The organism is Spongiactinospora sp. 9N601, assembly GCF_044326295.1.
Lineage (GTDB): Bacteria > Actinomycetota > Actinomycetes > Streptosporangiales > Streptosporangiaceae > Spongiactinospora > Spongiactinospora gelatinilytica.
Window position 1 is genome coordinate 234099 of the sequence record NZ_JBIRBB010000012.1, and the last position, 20798, is coordinate 254896.

The following is a 20798-nucleotide window of genomic DNA, read 5'->3' on the forward strand; positions in this document are numbered from 1 at the left end:
GCCCCACCTCCTAAGGACCGAGTGACATGAGCGTTACGGGAATACCGGTTGACGCCCACATTACCGCTGTGCATAACATGCATGCATCTACCTAACACGCATGTAGCCACCTGGAGACCGGGAGGACAACGTGCAGCGCCGGATCGTCGCCCTGCTCGCCCTGGCAGCCGTGCTGCCCGCGGGCTGTGCGGGGCTCGGCGACGGCGGCGGGCCCACGGCGGCCGCCCCCCGGGACGAGAAGATCACCCTGGTCGTCGGCCGCGAGGGCAGCGACTACCTCAAGACGCTGCTCGCCCGGTGGAACGAGCGAAACCCGGCCAAACAGGCCAGACTGCTCACTCTCCCTGAGGCCGCCGACGAACAGCGGGCCCAGTTGGTGGCCAACCTCCAGGCCAAGAGCGACGCCTACGACGTGCTCGCGCTCGACGTCGTGCTGACGGCGGAGTTCGCCGAAGCGGGGTGGATCATCCCGCTGGACGAGACGCAGTTCCCGCTCGACCGGTTCCTGCCGCCCGTGGTGCAGACCGCCCGCTACAAGCAGAAACTCTGGGCGGTGCCCTACTCCAGCAACGCCGGCCTGCTCTACTACCGCAAGGACATCCTCAAGAAGGAGGGCCTGGCCCCGCCCAAGACCTGGGCGGAGCTGCGCGACCAGGCCAAGACTCTGACCGCCCGCCACGACATCGGCGGGTACGCGGGGCAGTTCCTGGCCTATGAGGGCCTGACCGTCAACTTCGCCGAGGCGCTGCAGTCCGCCGGGGGCAGGGACATCCTCAGCCCCGACGGCGCGCGCGTCACGATGGACGTCGAGCGGGCCGGCCAGGGCATCGACTTCCTGCGCCAGGGGCTTCGCGAGGGCTGGATCCCCCGGGAGGCGCTGAGCTACAAGGAGGAGGAGTCGCGGGTGGCCTTCCAGGAGGGCAGGCTGCTGTTCGCCCGCAACTGGCCGCACGCGTACGGCTCGGCCGCCGCCTCCGAGATCAACGGGCGGTTCGCGGTGACCGGCCTGCCCGGCCGCGACGGCCCCGGCGTCAGCTCACTGGGCGGCCACAACCTGGCGATCAGCGCCTACTCCGCCCGGCAGGGGCCCGCGCTGGAGCTGATCAAGTACCTCACCCGGCTGGACACCCAGCGCCTGGTGCTGACCGAGGGTTCCTTTCCGCCCGTCTGGGAAGAGCTGTACGACGATCCCGACCTGATCCACGATTTCCCCTACCTGCCGGTGCTGAAGAAGGCGATCCGAACCGCACGACTCCGGCCCACCACGCCCGACTACGACCAGGTGAGCCTGACCATCGCCAACGCGGTGTCCCGGGCCCTCGCCGCGCCTTCAGAGGGGGACGGCGGCGACATCGCCGCCTCCATGAGAACCGAGCTCGCCGAGATCATCCAGACCGGATGACCGCCGGGGCGAACCCCCGTCCATGCCGAGCCGTCATACCCATAGTCACTTTGAGAAGCACATCGAACACAGGAGGTAACATGCGTACTGCCAAGGCCCTGGCAGCGTTGGCAGGGCTGGCGCTCGCGGCGGCCGCGTGCGGCGGCGGTGGCGGCACACCCCAGAGCGGGCAGACCGGAGGCGCGGCGACGAGCAGCGCCCCGGCGGGGCCCAAGCCCCTCGACGGCGTGAGCATCGAGGTCGCGGCCAAGTGGACCGGCGAGGAGCAGCGCAACTTCGAGCAGGTGCTCAAGGCGTTCCAGGCCAAGACCGGCGCGAAGGTCACCTACGCCTCGACCGGGGAGGACACCGGGGCCTACCTCGGCCCGCGCGTCCAGGGCGGCAACCCTCCGGACATCGCGATCCTCCCGCAGCCCGGCCTTGTCCAGCAGTACGCGGACCAGGACGCCCTCAAGCCGCTGTCGCCCGAGGTGCTGGCCGAGATCGACAAGAACTACACGCCGTACTGGAAGGAATTGGGCTCGGCCGACGGCAAGGTGTACGGGGTGCTGGTCAAGGCCGCGCACAAGTCGCTGATCTGGTACAACTCCACCTCCTTCGAGGACGCAGGCGTCCAGCCGCCCACCGACTGGGCCGGGCTGGTCACCGCCGCGCAGACCGTGGCCGACTCCGGCGTGGCACCGTTCTCCCTGTGCGGTGCCTCCGGCTGGACCCTCACCGACCTCTTCGAGAACGTCTACCTCTCCACGGCCGGACCGGACAACTACGACAAGCTCTCCAAGCACGAGATCAAGTGGACCGACGCCACCGTCACCGCCGCCCTCCAGAAGATCGCCGAGATCACCGGCAAGAAGGAGTACGTGCTCGGCGGCACCTCCGGCGCGCTGCAGACCGACTTCCCGACCTGCGTGACCCAGGTCTACGGCCAGAAGAAGGCCGCGATGGTGATCGAGGCCGACTTCGTGGCCGCGTCGGCGGCGGAGTCGGGCGCCAAGGTCGGGGAGACCGCGAAGTTCTTCCCCTTCCCCAAGGCGGGCGAGACCGAGCCGGTGGTGCTCGGCGGTGACATCGCGGTGGCGCTGAAGGAGTCCAAGGGGGCGATGGAACTGCTCGCCTACCTGGCCTCGGCCGAAGGCGGTTCGGTGTGGGCCAAGCTGCCCGGCTACCTCTCCCCCAACCGGAACGTCTCACCGGCCAACTACCCCAGCGAGCTGACCAAGACGCTCGCCCAGACCATCATCGACGCCGGGGAGTCGGTCCGGTATGACATGTCCGACCTCGCGCCGAGCGCCTTCGGCGGCACCGACGGCAAGGGCGAGTGGAAGCTGCTCCAGGACTTCCTGCGCGACCCCTCCGACATCAAGGGCATCCAGCAGAAGCTCGAAGACGAGGCCGCCAAGGCCTGGAAGTAAGAGGAGAAGGCCGTGACCGAACGGTCGGACGGCCCGCGGGACTCGCGGAGCGGCACGACGGCCGCCCGCGAGGCTCCCGCCGAGCCTGCGCAGCACCCCTCCGCGACGAGCGGAGGCGGCGGCTCCGCCGCCGCGAAGCCCACGTGGGGCGGACGGAGCGGGAACCTCGGACCGTCACCGCGCGTGGCGATCTTCTTCCTGCTCCCCACCCTGATCCTGCTCGGCGCGATGGTCGTCTACCCGATCATCTACTCGATCTATCGCAGCCTGTTCGACCGCGCCGGGAACACCTTCGTCGGCCTGGGCAACTACACCGACATCTTCACCGACCAGTCCATGCTGACCACGATCAGGAACAACCTGATCTGGGTGGTGGTCGCCCCCATCCTGGTCACCACGCTCGGGCTGATCTTCGCGGTGCTGACCGAGCGGATCCGCTGGGCGACGGCGTTCAAGCTGATCGTGTTCATGCCGATGGCGGTGTCGCTGCTGGCCTCGGGCGTCATCTTCCGGCTGGTCTACGAGCAGGACCCGGACAAGGGCGTGGCCAACGCGGTGATCACCACCGTGCGGGACGCGTTCTCGTCCAGCGCCGGATATCCCGGGGCCCGGCCGCGGCCGAACGACGGGGCGCACGCCGTACAGAACGGAGCCGTGGTGACCCGGCAGCCGGTCGGAGCGGGCGGTCCCGCGCTGGTGCCGCTGGTGGGCCTGCGGCCGAACGCCGTCCCCGCCGACGCCGCGCCCGCCAAGGCCCCGGCCGCGGGCGGCGGGCTGAGCGGCACGGTCTGGCTGGACTTCACGCCGGGCGGCGGCGGGAAGACCGGCCAGATCGACGCGAGCGAGAAGGGCATGCCGGGCATCACCGTCGAGGCGCTGCAGAACGGCGCGGTGCGCGGCACCACCACCACCGGGTCCGACGGGACCTTCGCCTTCGCCGGACTGCCCGCGGGCCAGTACACCCTGCGGCTGCCGCAGGAGAACTTCGCGGCGGCCTTCAACGGGGTGAGCTGGCTCGGCCCGGCCCTGATCACACCGGCCATCATCGGGGCGTTCATCTGGGTGTGGGCGGGCTTCGCGATGGTGCTGATCGCCGCCGGGCTGGCGGCCATCCCGCGCGACGCGCTGGAGGCCGCCCGGATCGACGGCGCCACGGAATGGCAGGTGTTCCGCCAGATCACCGTGCCGCTGCTGTCGCCGGTACTCGTGGTGGTCTTCGTCACGATGATCATCAACACCCTCAAGGTGTTCGACCTGGTCTTCGTGATCGCGCCCGGGTCGGTGCAGCCGCAGGCCAACGTGATCGCCCTGGAGATGTGGCGCGTCTCCTTCGGCGGCGGCGACAACCAGGGCCTGGGCTCGGCGCTGGCGATCTTCCTGCTGGTGCTGGTGCTGCCATTCATGATCATCAATATCCGGCGGTTCAGGAGGGAGGGCCGATGACCACCGCGCCACTCGATTCCGGCCTCGCGGGCGCGCCGCGCCGCGGCGTGCTCGGCCGCATCGTGGACCGCGCCGGAGGCGGGCTCCTTCAGGTCTTCCTCATCGTGATCGCGCTGTTCTGGCTGATCCCGACCCTGGGACTGCTGGTCGTCTCGATCCGCGGCGAGACGTTCAACAACTCTTCGGGATGGTGGACGGCCTTCACCCGCCCGGCCGAGCTGACCCTGGAGAACTACCAGAACCTGCTGGCCACCGGGTTCACCTCCTCCTTCTGGAACACCGTCCTGATCACGGTCCCGGCCACCGTACTGGTGATCGGCATCGCCGCGATGGCGGCCTACGCCTTCGCCTGGATCGAGTTCCCGGGGCGCGACCTGCTGTTCCTGGTGGTGATCGCGCTGCTCATCGTGCCGATCCAGATCGCGCTGATCCCGATCGCCCGGCTGTACGGCACGCTGAACATCGCGGGGTCGATCCTCGGGGTGGTGCTCTTCCACGTGGCGTTCGGCCTGCCGTTCGCCGTCTTCCTGCTGCGCAACTTCTTCGTCGGCATCCCCAGAGAACTGCTGGAGGCGGCCCGGATGGACGGCGCCGGCGAATGGAAGATCTTCGCCACGGTGGTGTTCCCCCTGGCCGCCCCGGCGGTCGCCTCCCTGGGCATCTTCCAGTTCCTCTGGGTCTGGAACGACCTACTGGTGGCCCTGGTCTTCGCCGACACCGAAAACCAGCCGATGACCAAGGCCCTCCAATCGCAAATGCGCCAGTTCGGCACCAACGTCGACATCCTCGCCCCAGGCGCCTTCCTATCCCTGATCATCCCCCTGGTGCTGTTCTTCGCCTTCCAGCGCTACTTCGTCCAGGGAATGATGGCCGGCTCCGTAAAGTAACCCCTCCCGCCCGGTATCGCCCTAACCCCGCGATACCGGGCCCTTAAGGAGTCACCGGCCAACGCGACCACCCCACGCCCCCACACCCCTTAACACAACGCCCATCCCGAACATGTGAATTCAACCCACACAGATAACCACCACAATTTCCCCCATATAAGCGCAGCCCGGCAGACCAGCGCGCCCCAGACGATCTGCGAGCCCAACAGAGCAATGCAGACCAGGCATCCAATGAGCACGGGGTGAATGAGACCACCCCACAACAACGCGAATTCACCCATCAATCCCCCCTGTCCTTCACTAACTGGACCAGATAAAACCAGTAGAGTGGTCGAACTCTCCCGCAGCCGGCGTGGCCATCCTTCGCGAAACCCATTTCAGCGGGCTTCGTGGAGTTGTGGAACGAGGATGGCTTTGACGAGTTGACCCGCGTGGAGCAGGCAGCAGCGGAGCTTGCGCAGGACCCGCCAGGCTTTCAACACCGCATTGGCACGTTCGCCGAGACCTTGGAGCATGGCACGCGACTGCCGCTTGTTGCGCCTCTTCTTGTGCGGCACAAGTACTCCCTCACCTGCGCCGACGTACGCCATGTCCACGAGCGTGATCAGTTCCCCGGCCTGCACACGACGGATGATGTCCCAGATGCGGGCGACCCTCAGATCGTGTACCGAACCGGGCAGCGACCCCGAGGTACACAGCGGAGTACCGTCCAGGACGGTCGGCGGGCAGGCGGTCTATCCGGCTCGTTCGGCCGCGCGGATGGCACAATGAACCTTTTCCAACCTCAAGTTCCCTGGTCAGAGACGGCAAGCGAGCTACCCCACCCGGTTGACCAGGTGTCCTGCCGAGGTGCCGGATTCGGTCCGAGGCCGCTGGAGCGGCCTGTGACCTGGTCCAAGCGACCGGTTGAAAGAGGTTCAATCCAGGCGGGCCCGAGCAGGGTGACGGCCTCCTGTACGGTGCGCCAGACGGTCGCCGTGCCGGCCTCGAACCCCGCGGCGATCTCGGCGAGGGCTCCCCTTTGCACAGGTGGACCAACACGACCATGGCCTGTCGACCGGGCGCGAGGGGGCGCGCGGTGGACTTCAACGCCCGCCGGTGCCGGCCGAGTATCCCGGCGAGATGAATCAACGTCTTGGATGACCACGACAGCACAGCACATCCCACCCTGGCGGCGATGGTTGATCTTGATCCCCCCGCAACGGGCCCGCGACCTGCCAGATCACGGCGAAATGGGCTCCCGCCCTCCGATTTTCACGCTCCCCATCACACCACTCAGCAGGACAGCGGCCTTGAGCATCACCACCACCCACCCCTCCCCACCAGACCGCATCCCGCCGAGGAAGGAACCTCCCCCAGCCGACATATCCCCTATCCCACCTGCACAACCTCCAATTTGAGCATTCCCGATCACACCACCCGCCAAGGCAACAGCCTGGAGCATCACCACCACCAGCCCCTCCCCACCAGACCGCATCCCACCGAGAGGGGGAACCTCCCCCCAGCCGACATATCCCCTATCCCACCTGCACAACCTCCAATTTGAGCATTCCCGCTTACACCACCCGGCAGGACTTCCCCGCCGTAAAACGCCCCCTATACCACGCCCGGACAAGGACCCACTCCCGTTGCGCGATGCCTCCGTGGGCGGTGTCCGGGCACGGTGGAACTTGCGGCCAGACCCTAGGGTGAACGCCTGGGCCTACACGGACCCACCACCACCCCCTCCAAAGGAGGACAAAACCCCCAACAAGTGAGGGCAGGATCGCATTGCCCGGGCCCCGGAACGGCGAGGCGACATCACCTGCTCGCCGCCGCCGGGCCGACTGACCGGGCACGGTGGAGCTTACGGCCAGACCCTAGGGTGAACGCCTGGGCCTACACGAACCCACCACCCCCCAAAGGAGGACAAACCCCCACGGGGTGAAGGGTGGGATGGCATTGGCGGGGCCCCGGAATGGCGAGGTGGCATCGCCTGTTGGCCGCCGCCGGGCCGACTGAGAAGAGGGCTGATGGGGAGTCCTCTGGCGGGTTTGATCGTTTTTTGGATAGCCGCCGCGAGCGGGCTTCCGTGGCACTAGAGTTTGCGGACATGGCCGCACGTCCGTTGCACGAAGTCGTCGAAGCAGGGTGGGCGCAAGCCCTTGAGCCGGTCGCGGATGCGATCTCCACGATGGGAGACTTTCTGCGCCAGGAGATCGCCGACGGGCGGTCCTACCTGCCTGCCGGAGCCCATGTGCTGCGCGCCTTCCAGCAGCCGTTCGACGAGGTCAAGGTCCTGATCGTCGGACAGGACCCGTACCCGACGCCCGGCCACCCCATCGGCCTCAGCTTCTCCGTGGCCGCCGACGTGCGCCCGCTGCCGGGCAGCCTGGTCAACATCTACAAGGAGTACATGGCCGACCTCGGCCACCCCGCGCCGTCCAACGGCGACCTGACGCCCTGGACCGAGCAGGGCGTGCTGCTGCTCAACAGGGTGCTGACGGTGATGCCCGGTAAGCCCGCCTCCCACCGTGGCAAGGGCTGGGAGCAGGTCACCGAGCAGGCCATCCACGCGCTGGTCGCCCGCGCCAAGCCGATGGTCGCCATCCTGTGGGGCCGCGACGCGCGCAATCTGCGTCCGATGCTCGGCCAGGTGCCCGCCATCGAGTCCGCGCACCCCAGCCCGCTTTCGGCGCGCAGCGGGTTCTTCGGTTCCCGCCCGTTCAGCCGGGCCAACGAGTTGCTTGAGCAGCAGGGCGCCGCACCGGTCGAGTGGAAACTGCCGTAGGCGCATAGGGTTTCCGTTATGAACGGGGACCTTTCCCGCGTTGAAGCGGAACCGGACGGCGAGCGCCACCTGCGGATCACTCTGGAGCTGACGGTGGAGGTGCTCGATGTCGACGCACTACAGGCCGCCGCTCTGGCCGAGCTGCGCGATCCGGACCATGGGTTCGACGAGTCGCAGCGCCAGGAGCAGTCGGCCGCGGTCACCGGCGACGAGAGCGGGGCGAGTGCGCTGCAGTGGCTCATCCAGCCCGACCATGTGCGCGCCCTCATCGAGCACATCGACGAGGTGGAGCCACGCGATGCGGTGCTCAGCGTGACGCTCGCCGAAGACCTCGACGAGGACGAAGAGGAGGAGGAAGACCAATGATCGTCGCCTTCTCCGTCACCCCGCTCGGCGTCGGCGAAGGCGTCGCCGAGCCGGTGGCCAGGGCCGTCAAGGTCGTCCGCGACAGCGGCCTCCCCAACCGAACCGACGCCATGTTCACCACACTCGAAGGCGAGTGGGACGAGGTCATGGACGTCGTCAAGCGCGCCGTGGAAGCCGTCGCCGAGGTGGCCCCCCGGGTGAGCCTCGTACTCAAGGCCGACGTCCGCCCCAGCGTGGACGACGCCATGACCTCCAAACTCGAATCCCTGGAGCGTCATCTCCCTCCTTCCTAGCCGTGGTGCCCCGCTTTCGCTCTCCTGGAGGCCCGCGACCCTGGTGCCATCGCCATGACGCCTGGAAGCCTCTCCGGTAAGGAATGGTCCTGCGGGATCGAGTCTCACCTCGCCTGAGCGGGCGAGGCCCGATCCCGGACCTGCGGCAGCAGCCCGACTGGGCGATGTGGCGGGTTTCGTGCAGAGCGGTCGCGGCCATGATCGATACCATGGCCGGGCCGATTATGCTTGTGCCATGTGCGCGTACGCGATGACCAACTACAAGGTCCACTATGTGTGCGTCGAGTGCCGCCGGTCCCAAAAGCTCCCACGGGATGGCAGGGTGCATCCCTGCGCCCAATGCCGCGAGCCGATGATCTACGCGGGTCACGATTTCGCCGCCCCGCGTAGGGGCGATCTGCGCCGGTGGGCGGCAGTGACCGCCGTATTGGGAGCCGGCCTGCGGTACGAGGGTTTCGAGCCTTGCGGTTGCGGGCGGGTGCCGGCGTACCGCCCTCACACGAGCGCTCAGGTCCGTGCCCGTCTCCGAGCGGCGGCCCGCGAAGGTCTCACCACGGCCGAAGCCCTTGCGTTGCGCGACCTCCCCTCCCCCGTCCGGCACGGCGGAACGCGGTCTCACCCCCGGCGGCGGGCGCGCTGAGGGCGGCACGCACCGTATGGACCATGCTTGCCGGGGCCTGCAAAGGCGCTGGCGGGGCCGGTCAGGTGCCATAACGCGCTCTGGAGGCGAAGAGAGCCGTGGACTCGGTCATCACGCACAGCCCGGCCGAGGGAGCCACGCTGACCTCCAGGCATCCGGCCGGGGCCTTCCCCAGACCGGAGGTGACGACGGGCTCCAGCCAGCCGAGCCGGATGTCCATGTCTTCGATGAACAGACGGTCATCGATGGTGCGGCTCATGGCGATCGGGTGAGAGGCGAGCCAGTCGAAATGGGAGGTGAGCAGCGACTCGGCCACAGCGCGGACAAAGCCGGCCGTGCACAGGCCATGGCCGCAAGGCGAGACGCGGGTGACGATCTCCGGCAGCCCGAACCTCCGCAGCCCCCTGCTGACCACATGTGGACAGGGCGGCCGATCACTCGGCGGGCTGGACCGTTGATGAGTTGTGGCCCTGGCATTCGGATGGTCGGTGGGACGGGCCTGCTGAACGCCGACCAGGCTGGATCGCCGATCGCCGTACGGGTGGAAACGCCGATCGGCACCTGCATGGGATCTCTGATCGACCGATCGACTGAGCCCCTGGTCACCTGACCTATCGGAATGCCGGTCACCCGGCGGTCCCGACACCTGATCATTGAACAGGCCAGTCCTGGGGGCCGCATGTGGCTGAGAGTCCCTATCGCCGGGACGGTCGGCCCCCTGCCCGTCCAACGGCCAGAGAAGCTGATCACGTTGTAGGCGAGGATGCTCGTCAGCAGAGGCACTAGGACGTTGGTCACCTGGTGCTTCGGGCTCGCGATCATCCCACGAGCACCGGTCTCTCCCCGAGAAAGAACGCGCACCACCTGACGACAGGGGTCCATGATCGCCTGGTGGTCGGTCATTCGGGTCGCGAGGCGAGACCGAATCCTGATCATGCGCTAGCCGGAACCCTCGATCACCCTGCGAGCCGGAAGGCTGATCAGCCGGGACACGGATGTCCCGGCCAAGCAGGTGCATCCCCTGGTCACTTGACGGGCAGGGCCCCGCGCCAGGTATGAAAGATCCGTGATCAACAGATGACTGCGATCGCTGATCGCCCGACGGGATGGTGTAGGGATCAACTGGTGCGTACGCAGCCTGGTCAGACACCCGGCGCGACCCTCGATCTCCGGACACGCCCGTTGCCCCCTCACCACCAGTCGGCTGCCCAGGCGAATGGCGCCCCAGATCGCCAGGAGGCCACGCGCCACAGGGATACGGGTCATCCAGCGAATGGGAACGCTGGACACTTGGCGAAGTAGGCCATCCATCGCCCGGCCGGGTAGATCCCTGATCAGCAAGCGACGGTGATCGCTGGTCGCCTGACGGGCTGCTGTACGGATCAGCAGGTGAGTACGCAGCCTCGTCGTACGCCAGATGGGGCCCCCGAGCGCCGAACACCCCCGTTCCCCCATCACCACACGGCTGAGACCGCCCAACACCGCCCCCCTCATCGAGCGCACGAGGCTGCCGTCCATCTGGTGAATGGGAGCCCCAGTCACCAGACGCCAGACGGAACTCCCGATCGCCGGGCGGCTGAGACCGCCCAACGTCGAACCCCTGATCAAACGCGCCATGCTGCCGGCCATCCAGCGAAAGAGCGCCCCGATCACCAAACATCCGAAACTCCGAATCACCAGGCGGGGAAGAACCCTGATCGCCAGGTCGCTGATCGCCTGACAGGCTGGTATACGGACCACCAGGCGAGCACGCAGCCTCGTCGTACACCAGACCGGGCCGCCGATCGCCGGGCAACTGAGACCGCCCGACGCCGAGCCCCTGATCACCGGGAGGCCGCGATCGCCGATCAAGCGATGGTCGGCTATACGGACCCATGGGTGAGTACGCAGTCTCGTCGTACGCCAGATGGGACTCCCGACCGCCGAACACGCCGGTTCCTTCATCGCCGGATGAGCGAGATCGACCGACATCGACCCCCTCACCAAATCCACCAGGCTGCCCGTGGGAGCCCCGGTCACCAGACATACGACGCCCAGGATCGCCTGATGACCCAGTTCCCTGATCGCCAGGCAAGTGCGCCATACCGAGATGCGGTGCAGCCAGGGCATCTGGTGGAGGGAGCGGTTCATCGCCCGGCGGGTCATCCGGGGGCCGCGACCGTCGTACGGTCAATAGGCCAGCGGCCTCAGTAGCCCGCATAGGAGGACGCCGGTCGTCAGGTGGATGGGGCTGGCGGGCGGGCGACAGGGCAAGGCCCTGAGAGGGGGCCGGGCGATCCTTTGAGGCGCGTCCTGCGTGTTCGTGGGGATGGCGGTCATCCGGCAGGTGGCAGGGGCATAAAGGGCCGGCGGGGCCCCAGGTGAGCCAGTCGTCGGTGAGGGTGAAGGATGGGCGTTCGCCTGGGCAGTCGTCGCAGTGGAAGACGGACGAGGCGGTGAGCGGGTCGATGATAAGGCCGTCGCACATGCTCGCGACCGCGCGGGCCGCGGCTCTGGCGGTTTGGGCCGCGGCCGGTTGGGCGGTGGCCGGGGCGAGGCTGGAGATGACGACGTGGCGGCGGGCGCGGCGCAGTCGTGCGTACTCTTCGCCGCCGATGAACCGGTCTTTCAGCTCGCGCCAGGGTGACGCCGCCGCCCGCCAGGTGGAGATCGAGAGGCGGCGGGTGCCCAGGGACTCCAGCACGCCCCTCCTGTAGGGCCGGCGCATCCGCCACGGCAGCATCGGTTCGAGGGTGCGCGGAACGCGGGCCGCCGCGACCACGAAGACCGACCTCATCTCGGCCGGCAGCGGAAACGTGATCTTCATTGGTGTCCTCCTTGCAACGAGCTTGGGGTGCGGCGCCTTATGGCACCGATGCCGCAAGCATTCACGGAAACGGCCCGCTCCCGCGCCGCCGAACCGCGTTCTGTGGACAACCGGCCGTCATCCCGCTCGATATAGTCGATCCTGACTAATCGGCCCTGAGGAGAAGCAGTGGCAAAGCGCCGCAAAGTCGCCAATCCGCTGGCACTGGCCGTGCTCGCCGGACTGCTCAAGGAGCCGATGCACCCTTACGAGTTGGGCAGGCGGTTGATGGAGAGCGGCAAGAGCCGCCACATCAGGTACAACCGCGGCTCGCTCTACATGGTGGTCGAACAGCTCCGTAAGGCCGGGTTCGTCACCGAACGGGAGACCGTACGCGACACCCAGCGCCCCGAACGTACCGTCTACGCGATCACCGACGAGGGCCGCGCCGAGTTGCGTGACTGGATGCACGAATCGGTCGCTCTCCCCCGCGCGGAGTATCCGCAGTTCGGCGTCGCCCTGTCCCTGCTCGGCGCGCTGGATCCGGCCGAGGCGGCCGGGCTGCTCGACCGCCGGTCGGAGGCCCTGGCGACGGAGGCTGACGAGGTGCGCGCCCACGTCAAGGACGCCGTCGATCACGGTGTCGCCTGGGCGCTCCTCGCGGAGGAGGAGTACCGTCTCACGCTGCTCAACGCCGAACGGCGTTTCGTCGCCCGCCTGGCGAAGTCGCTCCGGCACCCAGACCACATCAGCGTGCCGCAGGAGCTGCTCAGGCCGGTTCCCAAGAGGACCCGGCAGGAACCCGACCGAACCTATCGCGCTGGGCGACAACCTGGCTGAGCCACGGCCGGGCCAACGCCTGACCGGACCGGACGGCAACCGCCTCCAGCAGCCGGTGTTGCCGGCGCGTTTCCCGGCGTACTCCAGGTGAGGGGCGAGCCGGTACTAGGTGGTGATCGCGGGAGACGGTGGAAGAGGAAGGTTGCCCCCGCGGCGAACGGCCCGCGGGTAGCCGCGCCCAGTGGTCCATCCGCCCCTGGGCTGCGAGGCCCCCACCATGTTCCCCGGCCCTGGATGCCGGGCAATGGACGCGCACGGCTCCGCGAGCGAGGCCGCCGACCGAACCGCCGCCAAATCCACGGCAGGCGATCACCTGTGCTGTAGCTCCTCGTCGATCTGCCGGAACGACCGGCCCTTGGTCTCCGGTACCGAGCGGATCACGAAGACCAGGGCCAGCACGCAGATGACCCCGAATATCCAGAATGTCAGTGCCTGCCCGATCGCCGCCGCCAGCGGCAGGAAGGTCAGGCCGACGACGAAGTTGGCCAGCCAGTTGACCATCGTGGCCAGCCCCGCCGCCTGCGCCCTGGCGAACGGCGGGTAGATCTCCGAGTTGAGCAGCCAGAAGACCGGCCCCAGGCCCGCCGCGAACGCCGCGATGTAGACCAGCATCGAGCCCAGCGCCAGCGCGCTGGAGGCGTCCCCCGCGAAGGGCGTGAACGACAGGCCGAGCGGCACGGTCGCGGCGGCCATCACGGTCAGCGAGATGATCAGCAGCGGGCGGCGGCCGAGCCGGTCCACGACGGGCAGCACGACCGCGGTCAGCACCACGTTGATCGCGCCGATCATGATCGCGTAGACCAGCGAGTTGGACGCGTTGAGCCCCGTCTTCTCCATGATGCTCGGCGCGTAGTAGATGATCGTGTTGATCCCGGCCAGCTGTTGCAGCGCGGCCAGTGTCAGCCCGATGACCAGCGCCGGCCTGGCCGAGGAGGCGAACAGCCGCCGCCAGGTCTGCTTGCCGCCCTGTTCCTCGCGCGACCTGGTGTAGCCGCGCAGGATGTCGTCCACGGCGTGCGGCGGGTGGAGCGAGGCGAGTACCCGCCTGGCCCGGTCGTGCCGGCCGTTGCGCTCCAGCCAGGCCGGTGTCTCCGGCACGGTGAGCACCCCGAGGAGCATCGCCACCGAGAAGATCAGCCCGACGGCGAACATGCCGCGCCAGTTGGCGGTGCCGGCCAGCGCCAGATCGACGCAGTAGGAGACCAGGATGCCGATGGTGACCAGGAGCTGGTTGAGCGACACCAGCAGGCCGCGTATCCGGGTGGGGGCGATCTCGGAGAGGTAGACCGGCACGATCGCCGACGCGCCGCCGACGCCGAGGCCGAGCACCAGGCGGGCCATCAGCAGCAGCGGGTAGCCGGGCGACAGCGCGGCGAGCAGCAGCCCGATGGTGTAGACGACGGCGATCACGATGAGGGCGGGCCGCCTGCCGTACCGATCGGCGAGCCGGCCCGCCGCGAGCGCGCCGGCCATGGCCCCCAGCAGCAGGATGCTGACCACGCTGCCCTGCTGGAAGGGGCCGAGCCGGAAATCCTCCCTGATGAACAGCAGGGCCCCGGAGACGACCCCGGTGTCGTAGCCGAACAGGAACCCGCCCAGCGCGGCGAACGCCGCCCAGGTGGTCAGCCGCCGCCGCGCGTGCGGCGGGACGTCGTGGTCTCCGTGCTCGTGTGTGACCGGCCGCGCCGGGAACCCGTGCGTCACCGCCCGCTCCCCGGCCACACCTTGAGCGCTCGTCGCCGCACGTGCCGTCCTCCCCCGCCATGACCGTCCATGTCAGGGGGACTTCTCCGGGTCTACCCCGGACCGCGCGCCCGCATCCCTGTACGACGCTCTCCCCGGGCGGAACCGCCGTCAGGGGGCTTTCAGGATGGCGAGACTCATGGCGGGAAGCGTGACGCGCGCGAAGTCGTGGGTGATGTCCTCGTCAGAGGCCAGCAGGACACGGGAGTGCGGCAGCGGCAGGTCCACCGGGTCGGCGCCCAGGTTGGCGGCCACGCGCAGCGTGCCGCGGCGGACGACCAGCCAGCGGGCGTCCTCGTCGAAGTCGACGGCGACCTCGCGCAGCCGCGGGTCGGTCAGCTCCGGCAGGGCCCTGCGCAGCGCGATCAGGTCGCGGTACCAGTTGAGCAGGGAGCGGTGGGAGTCGTGCTCCAGCTCGCTCCAGTCGAGTTTGGAGCGCAGGAAGGTGGTCTCGTCCTGGGGGTCGGGGGCCTTCGCCGCCCAGTCGTCGTAGCCGTGGTCGACGAACTCCCGCCGCCGCCGTTCCGCCTCGCCCTCGGCGAGTTCGGGCTCCACGTGGTCGGTGAAGAACAGGAACGGCGTACGCGCCCCCCACTCCTCCCCCATGAACAGCATGGGGGTGAACGGCGAGGTCAGCAGCAGCCCGGCGCCCACCCGCAGCAGCTCACCCGGCAGCCGGTCACCCTCCGCGCGGTTGCCGATCTGGTCGTGGTTCTGTAAGGCCGCCACGAACCGGTAGCCGGGGATGTGCCAGGCCGGGCGGCCGTGGCCACGCCCTCTGAAGCTGGAGTAGGTGCCGTCGTGCAGGTACGCCGAGGTGAGCGTCTTGGCCAGCACGGCCATCGACCCGAAGTCGCCGTAGTAGCCGTGCCGTTCGCCGGTCAGCGCCGCGTGCAGGGCGTGGTGTACGTCGTCGTCCCAGACCGCGTCCAGGCCGTATCCGCCGGCGTCGCGGGGGGTGACCAGGCGTGGGTCGTTCAGGTCGGACTCGGCGATCAGCAGCAGCGGCCTGCCGAGCGAGACGGCCAGCAGGTCGGCCTCGACGGTCAGTTCCTCCAGCAGGTGGACGGCCCGCTTGTCGTGCAGCGCGTGGACGGCGTCCAGCCGCAGGCCGTCGATGTGGAAGTCCCGCAGCCAGGACAGCGCGTTGCCGATGATGTAGCGGCGGACCTCGTCCGACCCCGGCCCGTCCAGGTTGACGGCCTTGCCCCAGAAGCTCCCCAGCGACTCGTGGAAGTACGGGCCGAACGGTTGCAGGAAGTTCCCCGACGGGCCCAGGTGGTTGTAGACGACGTCGAGGATCACGCCGATCCCGGCCCGGTGGCAGGCGTCCACGAAGATCTTCAGCCCGTCGGGGCCGCCGTAGTTTTCGGTCACCGCCCACAGATCGACCCCGTCGTAGCCCCAGTTGTGCCGGCCGGGGACCGGCGGGACCGGGAGCAGTTCGACGAAGTCGACGCCCAGCTCGACCAGGTGGTCGAGCCGCCGGACGGCCTCGGCGAAGGTGCCGCCCACCGTGAAGGTGCCGACGTGCATCTCGTAGATGACCGCGCCGCGCAGGTCGCGGCCACGCCAGTCGTGGTCGCTCCAGGTGAACCTGTCGTGGTCGTAGACCCGGCTGGGGCCGAAGACGCCCTCGGGCTGCCGCCGGGACATGGGGTCGGGGTAGGGCCCGTCACCGTCCACGATGAACGCGTAGTCGGTGCCGTGGCCGGCTCCGGGGACGGTGGCCGACCACCAGCCCCGCTCGCCGGTCCGGCGCATTCGATGGCGGGTGCCGCCGATCTCCGCTTCCACGCTGTCGGCCCGGGGGGCCCAAACCTCGAAGGTCCAGCCGTCATTGCGCATCGATGACTTCCCTTTCCAGCAGTGCGACGGGGTACCTGGACAGCAGGTGGGCCAGCGGGACGCGGCCGGTGTGGAGGTGGCCGGTGAGCAGGTCGCGCCAGCGACCGGCGGGCAGCGGGAGCCAGGTGCCGCCCCAGCCGCCGCGCCGGGACAGGCCCACCGGCAGGCGCGTGGCCACCGCCACCGCCACGGGCGCCGACCGCCTGCCGCGGGCGAAGGCGACGGCGTGGCCGGCCGCGGGCCCCTGCGCCCGAAGCGGCGCGTACGGCAGGCCGCCGCCCATCCGCCGCCGCAGCCCGAGGGCGGACCTGGTGAGCAGCAGCTTGGCCGCGTCCCACTCGCCGTGCGGCACGCACGGGTACCGCACCGGGCGCCGGTTGTCCGGGTCCACCAGGGAGAAGTCGGTGACCTCGTTGCCCTGGTAGACGTCGGGGACCCCCGGCATCATCAACTGGACGATCTTCTGGCCGAGCGAGTTGGCCATGGCGTGCGGTTCGATCCGCCGGGCGAACGCGGCCACCGAGTCGCCGCACTCGGCCACCGCGCGGGCGGCGAAGTCGTCCAGGCCGTGCTCGTAGACAGGGTCGGGGCGCACCCAGGAGATGGCGGTCTTGGCCTCCCTTGCCGCCTTGTGCAGGTACGCGGCGAACCGCGCCGGGTCGATCGGCCAGGCGGCCATGAGGTTCTGCCAGGCCAGGTAGTCCAGCGCCGGGTCGAAGGCCACCCGCGAGGACCAGTCGTCCACCGCCCGCGCCCACTCGTCAGGGATCTCCGACAGCACCGCCAGCCGGGCCCGCACGTCCTCGCTGCGCTTGGTGTCATGGGTGGACAGCGTGGTCATCGTGCCCGGCGGGAGCGCGGCGCAGTAGTCATGGAACTCCTCGACCGAGCCGCCGAACTCGCCGGGCTCGCCGCCGACCTCGTTGAGGCAGGCGAGCGGGTACCAGCGGTACAGGGCGGTGTCCTCCACGCCCTTGGCCATGACCGGGCCGGTGGTCTGCTGGAAGCGCACCACGGCCTCCGGCGTGCCGTACAGGACCCGCTTGACGACCTCGGCGACCGCGGCCTCGTCGCCGAGGCGGGCGGCGGCCACCCGGCCGGCGTCCTCCACCAGGCGGACGGCCTGCGCGGACGGCGGCTCGCCGGGCACCACGTAGGCGCGGTAGACGGGCATCGCCGCCAGCAGCTCGACCGCGGCGGCCCGCAGGTGCGGGCCGCCCAGGGCGGCGACCAGGCGGTCCACCTCGGTGGTGAAGAACAGGTCGAGCACCTCGCGCTTGGCCTGGTAGACCACGGCGGCGTAGTCACGGGAGACCCCGGTACGCCGGGCGAACTCCGCCACGAGCGGTTCGCCGCCCTCCGGATCGACGAACAGGCCGGTGATCCGGTTGAGCGCGTCGTAGCCGGTCGTGCCGTCGCAGGCCCAGCCGGCGGGCAGCCGCTCCTCGCCCACGAGGATCTTCTCCGCCACCGTCCACACCCCGCCGGACCGCTCGCGCAGCCGGGTCAGGTAGCCGCGCGGGTCGGTCAGGCCGTCGGGGTGGTCGACCCGCAGGCCGTCCACCAGCCCCTCCCCGACCAGGGAAAGGATCACCCGGTGGGTGGCCTCGAACACCTCCTCGTCCTCCACGCGCAGCGCGATCAGCGAGGAGACGTCGAAGAACCGCCGGTAGCCCGGCCCCTCCCAGTAGTAGCCGAGCCGGTAGTGGTCGGCGGGCAGCGGGAACTCGTGGTCGTGGTAGCGCAGCACCCCGCCCTGCGGGCGCGGCGGGTCGTCCTCCGCGCCGGGGCCGAGCACCGGCATGGTCATCCGCCCGTCCTCGCCCCAGTCGATGTCGAACCACGCAGCGTACGGCGACGCCGCGCCCTCCCGCAGCACCGACCACAGCTGGGCGTTGCCCGATTCGGGCACCGGCACGGTCATGTGGTTGGGCACGATGTCCAGCACGACACCCAGACCGTGCGCGGCCAGCGCGCCCGCCATGGCGCGGAACCCGGCGAGGCCGCCGAACTCCGCGCGGACCCGCGAGTGGTCGGTCACGTCGTAGCCGTGCAGGGACGCGGGCACCGACTGCAGGACCGGCGACAGGTAGACGTGACTCACCCCCAGCCCGGCCAGGTACGGCGCCAGCGCGGCGACCTCGGCGAACCCGTGCTCGGGCGTGAGCTGGACGCGGTAGGTGGACACGGGCGCGGAGGGGGTCTCAGACACGCCGCAGCACCCGCACCGAACGGCCGGTCACGGCCACGTCCTCACCGGCCCGGCAGGCCCGGGTGTCCAAGGTGATCGGCATCGCGGTGTCGATCTCGGTCAGCCACATCTCGCCGTAGTCCTTCGGAATCGTGAACTTGATGACCTCGTGGTGGGCGTTGAACATGAGCAGGAAGGAGTCGTCGGAGATCCGGCGGCCCCTGCGGTCGGGCTCGGTGATGGCGTCGCCGTTCAGGAAGACGGCGAGCGAGCGGGCCTCGCCCTCGTTCCAGTCGGCGCCGGTCATCTTCTCCCCCGCCGGGGTGAGCCAGACGATGTCGCTCAGGCCCTCGCCGGGCCCGTCGTCCGACCCCCGCACCGGGCGGCCGTAGAAGAACCGCCTGCGCCGGAAGACCGGGTGCGCGCGCCGCAGCCCCGCCAGGCTCTTGGTGAACTCCAGCAGCAGCCAGTTCTCCCGCACGTCCGACCAGTCGACCCAGGACAGCTCGTCGTCCTGGCAGTAGGCGTTGTTGTTGCCCCGCTGGGTGCGGCCCAGCTCATCGCCGTGGGAGAGCATCGGCACCCCCTGGGACAGGAACAGCGTGGTGAGGAAGTTGCGTTTCTGCTGCTCGCGCAGCGCCTCCACGGTCAGCGAGGCGGGGCCCTCCACGCCGCAGTTCCAGGAGCGGTTGTCGTCGGTGCCGTCGCGGTTGCCCTCGCCGTTGGCCTCGTTGTGCTTGTGGTCGTAGGAGACCAGGTCGCGCAGGGTGAACCCGTCGTGGCAGGTGACGAAGTTGATCGAGGCGGCCGGGCGGCGGGTGTCGAGCTGGTAGAGGTCGCTCGACCCGGTCAGCCGGGAGGCGAACTCCGGCAGCGCGGCCGGCTGGCCCCGCCACAGGTCGCGGATGGTGTCGCGGTAGCGGCCGTTCCATTCGGTCCATCTGGGCGGGAAGTTGCCCACCTGGTAGCCGCCCGGCCCGACGTCCCACGGCTCGGCGATCAGCTTGACCTGGGACAGCACCGGGTCCTGCTGGACCAGGTCGAAGAACGCCGACAGGCGGTCCACCTCGTGCAGCTCGCGGGCCAGGGTGGCGGCGAGGTCGAAGCGGAAGCCGTCCACGTGCATCTCGATGACCCAGTAGCGCAGCGAGTCCATGATGAGCTGGAGGACGTGCGGGGAGCGCATCAGCATGCTGTTGCCGGTGCCGGTGGTGTCCAGGTAGTAGCGCGGGTCGTCTTCCACCAGCCGGTAGTAGCCGACGTTGTCGATGCCGCGCATGCTCAGCGTCGGCCCGAGGTGGTTGCCCTCCGCCGTGTGGTTGTAGACCACGTCGAGGATGACCTCGATGTCCGCCTCGTGCAGAGCCTTGACCATCGCCTTGAACTCCAGCACCTGTTCCCCCCGGCGGCCGGTGGAGGAGTAGGCGTTGTGCGGGGCGAAGAAGCCGATCGTGTTGTAGCCCCAGTAGTTGGTCAGCCCCCGGTCGGCCAGCGCCTGGTCGGTCACGAACTGGTGCACCGGCATGAGTTCGAGCGCGGTGACGCCGAGGCCGCTCAGGTGGTCGATGATCTCGGGGTGGCCGAGCGCGGCGTAGGTGCCGCGGATGCGCGGCGGGATCTTGGGGTGCCTGATGGTGAGGCCGCGCACGTGCGCCTCGTAGATCACGGTGTCGTGGTACGGCGTGGCGGGCGGCCGGTCGTGGCCCCAGCCGAAGAACGGGTTGATCACGACCGAGCGGGGGACGTAGGGGGCGGAGTCGGCGTCGTTGCGGCTGTCGTGGGCGCCGAAGCGGTAGCCGTACACCGCCTCGTTCCAGGTCACCTCGCCCTCGATGGCCTTGGCGTAGGGGTCGAGCAGCAGCTTCCTGGGGTTGCAGCGGCGGCCCTGGCGGGGTTCGTAGGGCCCGTGGACGCGGTAGCCGTAGCGCTGCCCGGGGCCGATGCCGGGGAGGTAGCCGTGGTAGACGAAGCCTTCGACCTCGGTCAGCCGGACGCGGGTCTCCTTTCCCGCGTCGTCGAACAGGCACAGCTCCACTTTCTCCGCCATCTCCGAGTAGAGGGCGAAGTTGGTGCCCGCGCCGTCGTAGGTCGCGCCGAGCGGGTAGGGGTCACCCGGCCATATCTCCGTCATCGCACCGCCCTTCAGCGGTGAGGGGTTATGCCCATTTACGGGTACGG

14 protein-coding genes are annotated in these 20798 nt (G+C 69.3%); 8 read left to right on the forward strand and 6 right to left on the reverse strand.

Translation table 11 applies throughout. The features are described 5' to 3' along the window. Positions 1-130: 130 nt before the first annotated feature. The 4 genes from ACH34R_RS28250 to ACH34R_RS28265 all read left to right on the forward strand — a co-directional run bounded on the left by ACH34R_RS28250 (position 131) and on the right by ACH34R_RS28265 (position 5144). Complete coding sequence (locus ACH34R_RS28250) at positions 131-1402, forward strand: ABC transporter substrate-binding protein (protein ID WP_397564558.1); 1272 nt, start codon at positions 131-133, stop codon at positions 1400-1402. Positions 1403-1482: 80 nt separating this feature from the next. Continuing rightward, positions 1483-2814: an ABC transporter substrate-binding protein gene (locus ACH34R_RS28255; RefSeq protein WP_397564559.1), complete on the forward strand. Its 1332-nt coding sequence runs from the start codon at positions 1483-1485 to the stop codon at positions 2812-2814. A 12-nt stretch (positions 2815-2826) separates the two neighbouring features. Then, positions 2827-4257, forward strand: a complete 1431-nt coding sequence (locus tag ACH34R_RS28260) for a carbohydrate ABC transporter permease (RefSeq protein WP_397564560.1) — start codon at positions 2827-2829, stop codon at positions 4255-4257. Further along, on the forward strand, positions 4254-5144 hold the full coding sequence (locus ACH34R_RS28265; RefSeq protein WP_397564561.1) for a carbohydrate ABC transporter permease: 891 nt from the start codon (positions 4254-4256) through the stop codon (positions 5142-5144). The genes ACH34R_RS28260 and ACH34R_RS28265 overlap by 4 nt, the downstream gene beginning before the upstream one ends. Positions 5145-5521: 377 nt before the next feature. Here ACH34R_RS28265 and ACH34R_RS28270 read toward each other — a convergent pair whose 3' ends face one another. Further along, a complete protein-coding gene (locus tag ACH34R_RS28270; protein WP_397564619.1) occupies positions 5522-5857 on the reverse strand; it encodes a transposase family protein in 336 nt (111 codons plus the stop codon). 1379 nt (positions 5858-7236) lie between these two features. Between ACH34R_RS28270 and ACH34R_RS28275 the strand changes: the two genes are divergently transcribed. Genes ACH34R_RS28275 through ACH34R_RS28285 form a run of 3 tightly spaced genes read left to right on the forward strand, consistent with a single transcriptional unit; the run spans position 7237 to position 8573 of the window. Continuing rightward, positions 7237-7914 (forward strand): uracil-DNA glycosylase, encoded by a 678-nt coding sequence (locus ACH34R_RS28275; RefSeq protein ID WP_111166411.1) that lies wholly within the window; start codon positions 7237-7239, stop codon positions 7912-7914. An 18-nt stretch (positions 7915-7932) separates the two neighbouring features. Beyond that, the gene (locus ACH34R_RS28280; RefSeq protein ID WP_111166412.1) at positions 7933-8280 is read left to right on the forward strand and encodes a hypothetical protein; all 348 of its coding nucleotides are present in this window, start codon (positions 7933-7935) and stop codon (positions 8278-8280) included. Next, entirely contained in the window at positions 8277-8573 is a 297-nt protein-coding gene (locus ACH34R_RS28285) for an MTH1187 family thiamine-binding protein (protein WP_397564562.1), read from the forward strand. Before ACH34R_RS28280 ends, ACH34R_RS28285 begins: the two co-directional genes overlap by 4 nt. Positions 8574-9274: 701 nt before the next feature. Here ACH34R_RS28285 and ACH34R_RS28290 read toward each other — a convergent pair. Continuing rightward, positions 9275-9628 (reverse strand): hypothetical protein, encoded by a 354-nt coding sequence (locus tag ACH34R_RS28290; RefSeq protein ID WP_397564563.1) that lies wholly within the window; start codon positions 9626-9628, stop codon positions 9275-9277. A gap of 2559 nt (positions 9629-12187) precedes the next feature. Here ACH34R_RS28290 and ACH34R_RS28295 point away from each other — a divergent pair. After that, on the forward strand, positions 12188-12838 hold the full coding sequence (locus ACH34R_RS28295) for a PadR family transcriptional regulator (protein WP_397564564.1): 651 nt from the start codon (positions 12188-12190) through the stop codon (positions 12836-12838). A 309-nt stretch (positions 12839-13147) separates the two neighbouring features. Here ACH34R_RS28295 and ACH34R_RS28300 read toward each other — a convergent pair whose 3' ends face one another. From ACH34R_RS28300 to glgX, 4 genes are all read right to left on the reverse strand, one after another. Further along, positions 13148-14542 (reverse strand): sugar porter family MFS transporter, encoded by a 1395-nt coding sequence (locus ACH34R_RS28300; RefSeq protein ID WP_397564565.1) that lies wholly within the window; start codon positions 14540-14542, stop codon positions 13148-13150. A gap of 150 nt (positions 14543-14692) precedes the next feature. Beyond that, complete coding sequence (treZ, locus tag ACH34R_RS28305) at positions 14693-16429, reverse strand: malto-oligosyltrehalose trehalohydrolase (RefSeq protein WP_397564566.1); 1737 nt, start codon at positions 16427-16429, stop codon at positions 14693-14695. After that, positions 16419-18641, reverse strand: a complete 2223-nt coding sequence (gene treY, locus ACH34R_RS28310; RefSeq protein ID WP_397564567.1) for a malto-oligosyltrehalose synthase — start codon at positions 18639-18641, stop codon at positions 16419-16421. The genes treZ and treY overlap by 11 nt, the downstream gene beginning before the upstream one ends. Beyond that, the gene (glgX, locus tag ACH34R_RS28315) at positions 18634-20751 is read right to left on the reverse strand and encodes a glycogen debranching protein GlgX (RefSeq protein ID WP_397564568.1); all 2118 of its coding nucleotides are present in this window, start codon (positions 20749-20751) and stop codon (positions 18634-18636) included. Before glgX ends, treY begins: the two co-directional genes overlap by 8 nt. Positions 20752-20798 lie beyond the last annotated feature (47 nt).

What these genes read in the sequence shown, in the direction of transcription:
- ACH34R_RS28265 (WP_397564561.1), top strand. Translation starts at nt 4,254, where the DNA reads ATGACCACCGCGCCACTCGATTCCGGCCTCGCGGGCGCGCCGCGCCGC.
- ACH34R_RS28280 (WP_111166412.1), top strand. Translation starts at nt 7,933, where the DNA reads ATGAACGGGGACCTTTCCCGCGTTGAAGCGGAACCGGACGGCGAGCGC.
- glgX (WP_397564568.1), bottom strand. Translation starts at nt 20,751, where the DNA reads ATGACGGAGATATGGCCGGGTGACCCCTACCCGCTCGGCGCGACCTAC.
- treZ (WP_397564566.1), bottom strand. Translation starts at nt 16,429, where the DNA reads ATGCGCAATGACGGCTGGACCTTCGAGGTTTGGGCCCCCCGGGCCGAC.
- ACH34R_RS28255 (WP_397564559.1), top strand. Translation starts at nt 1,483, where the DNA reads ATGCGTACTGCCAAGGCCCTGGCAGCGTTGGCAGGGCTGGCGCTCGCG.
- ACH34R_RS28285 (WP_397564562.1), top strand. Translation starts at nt 8,277, where the DNA reads ATGATCGTCGCCTTCTCCGTCACCCCGCTCGGCGTCGGCGAAGGCGTC.
- ACH34R_RS28275 (WP_111166411.1), top strand. Translation starts at nt 7,237, where the DNA reads ATGGCCGCACGTCCGTTGCACGAAGTCGTCGAAGCAGGGTGGGCGCAA.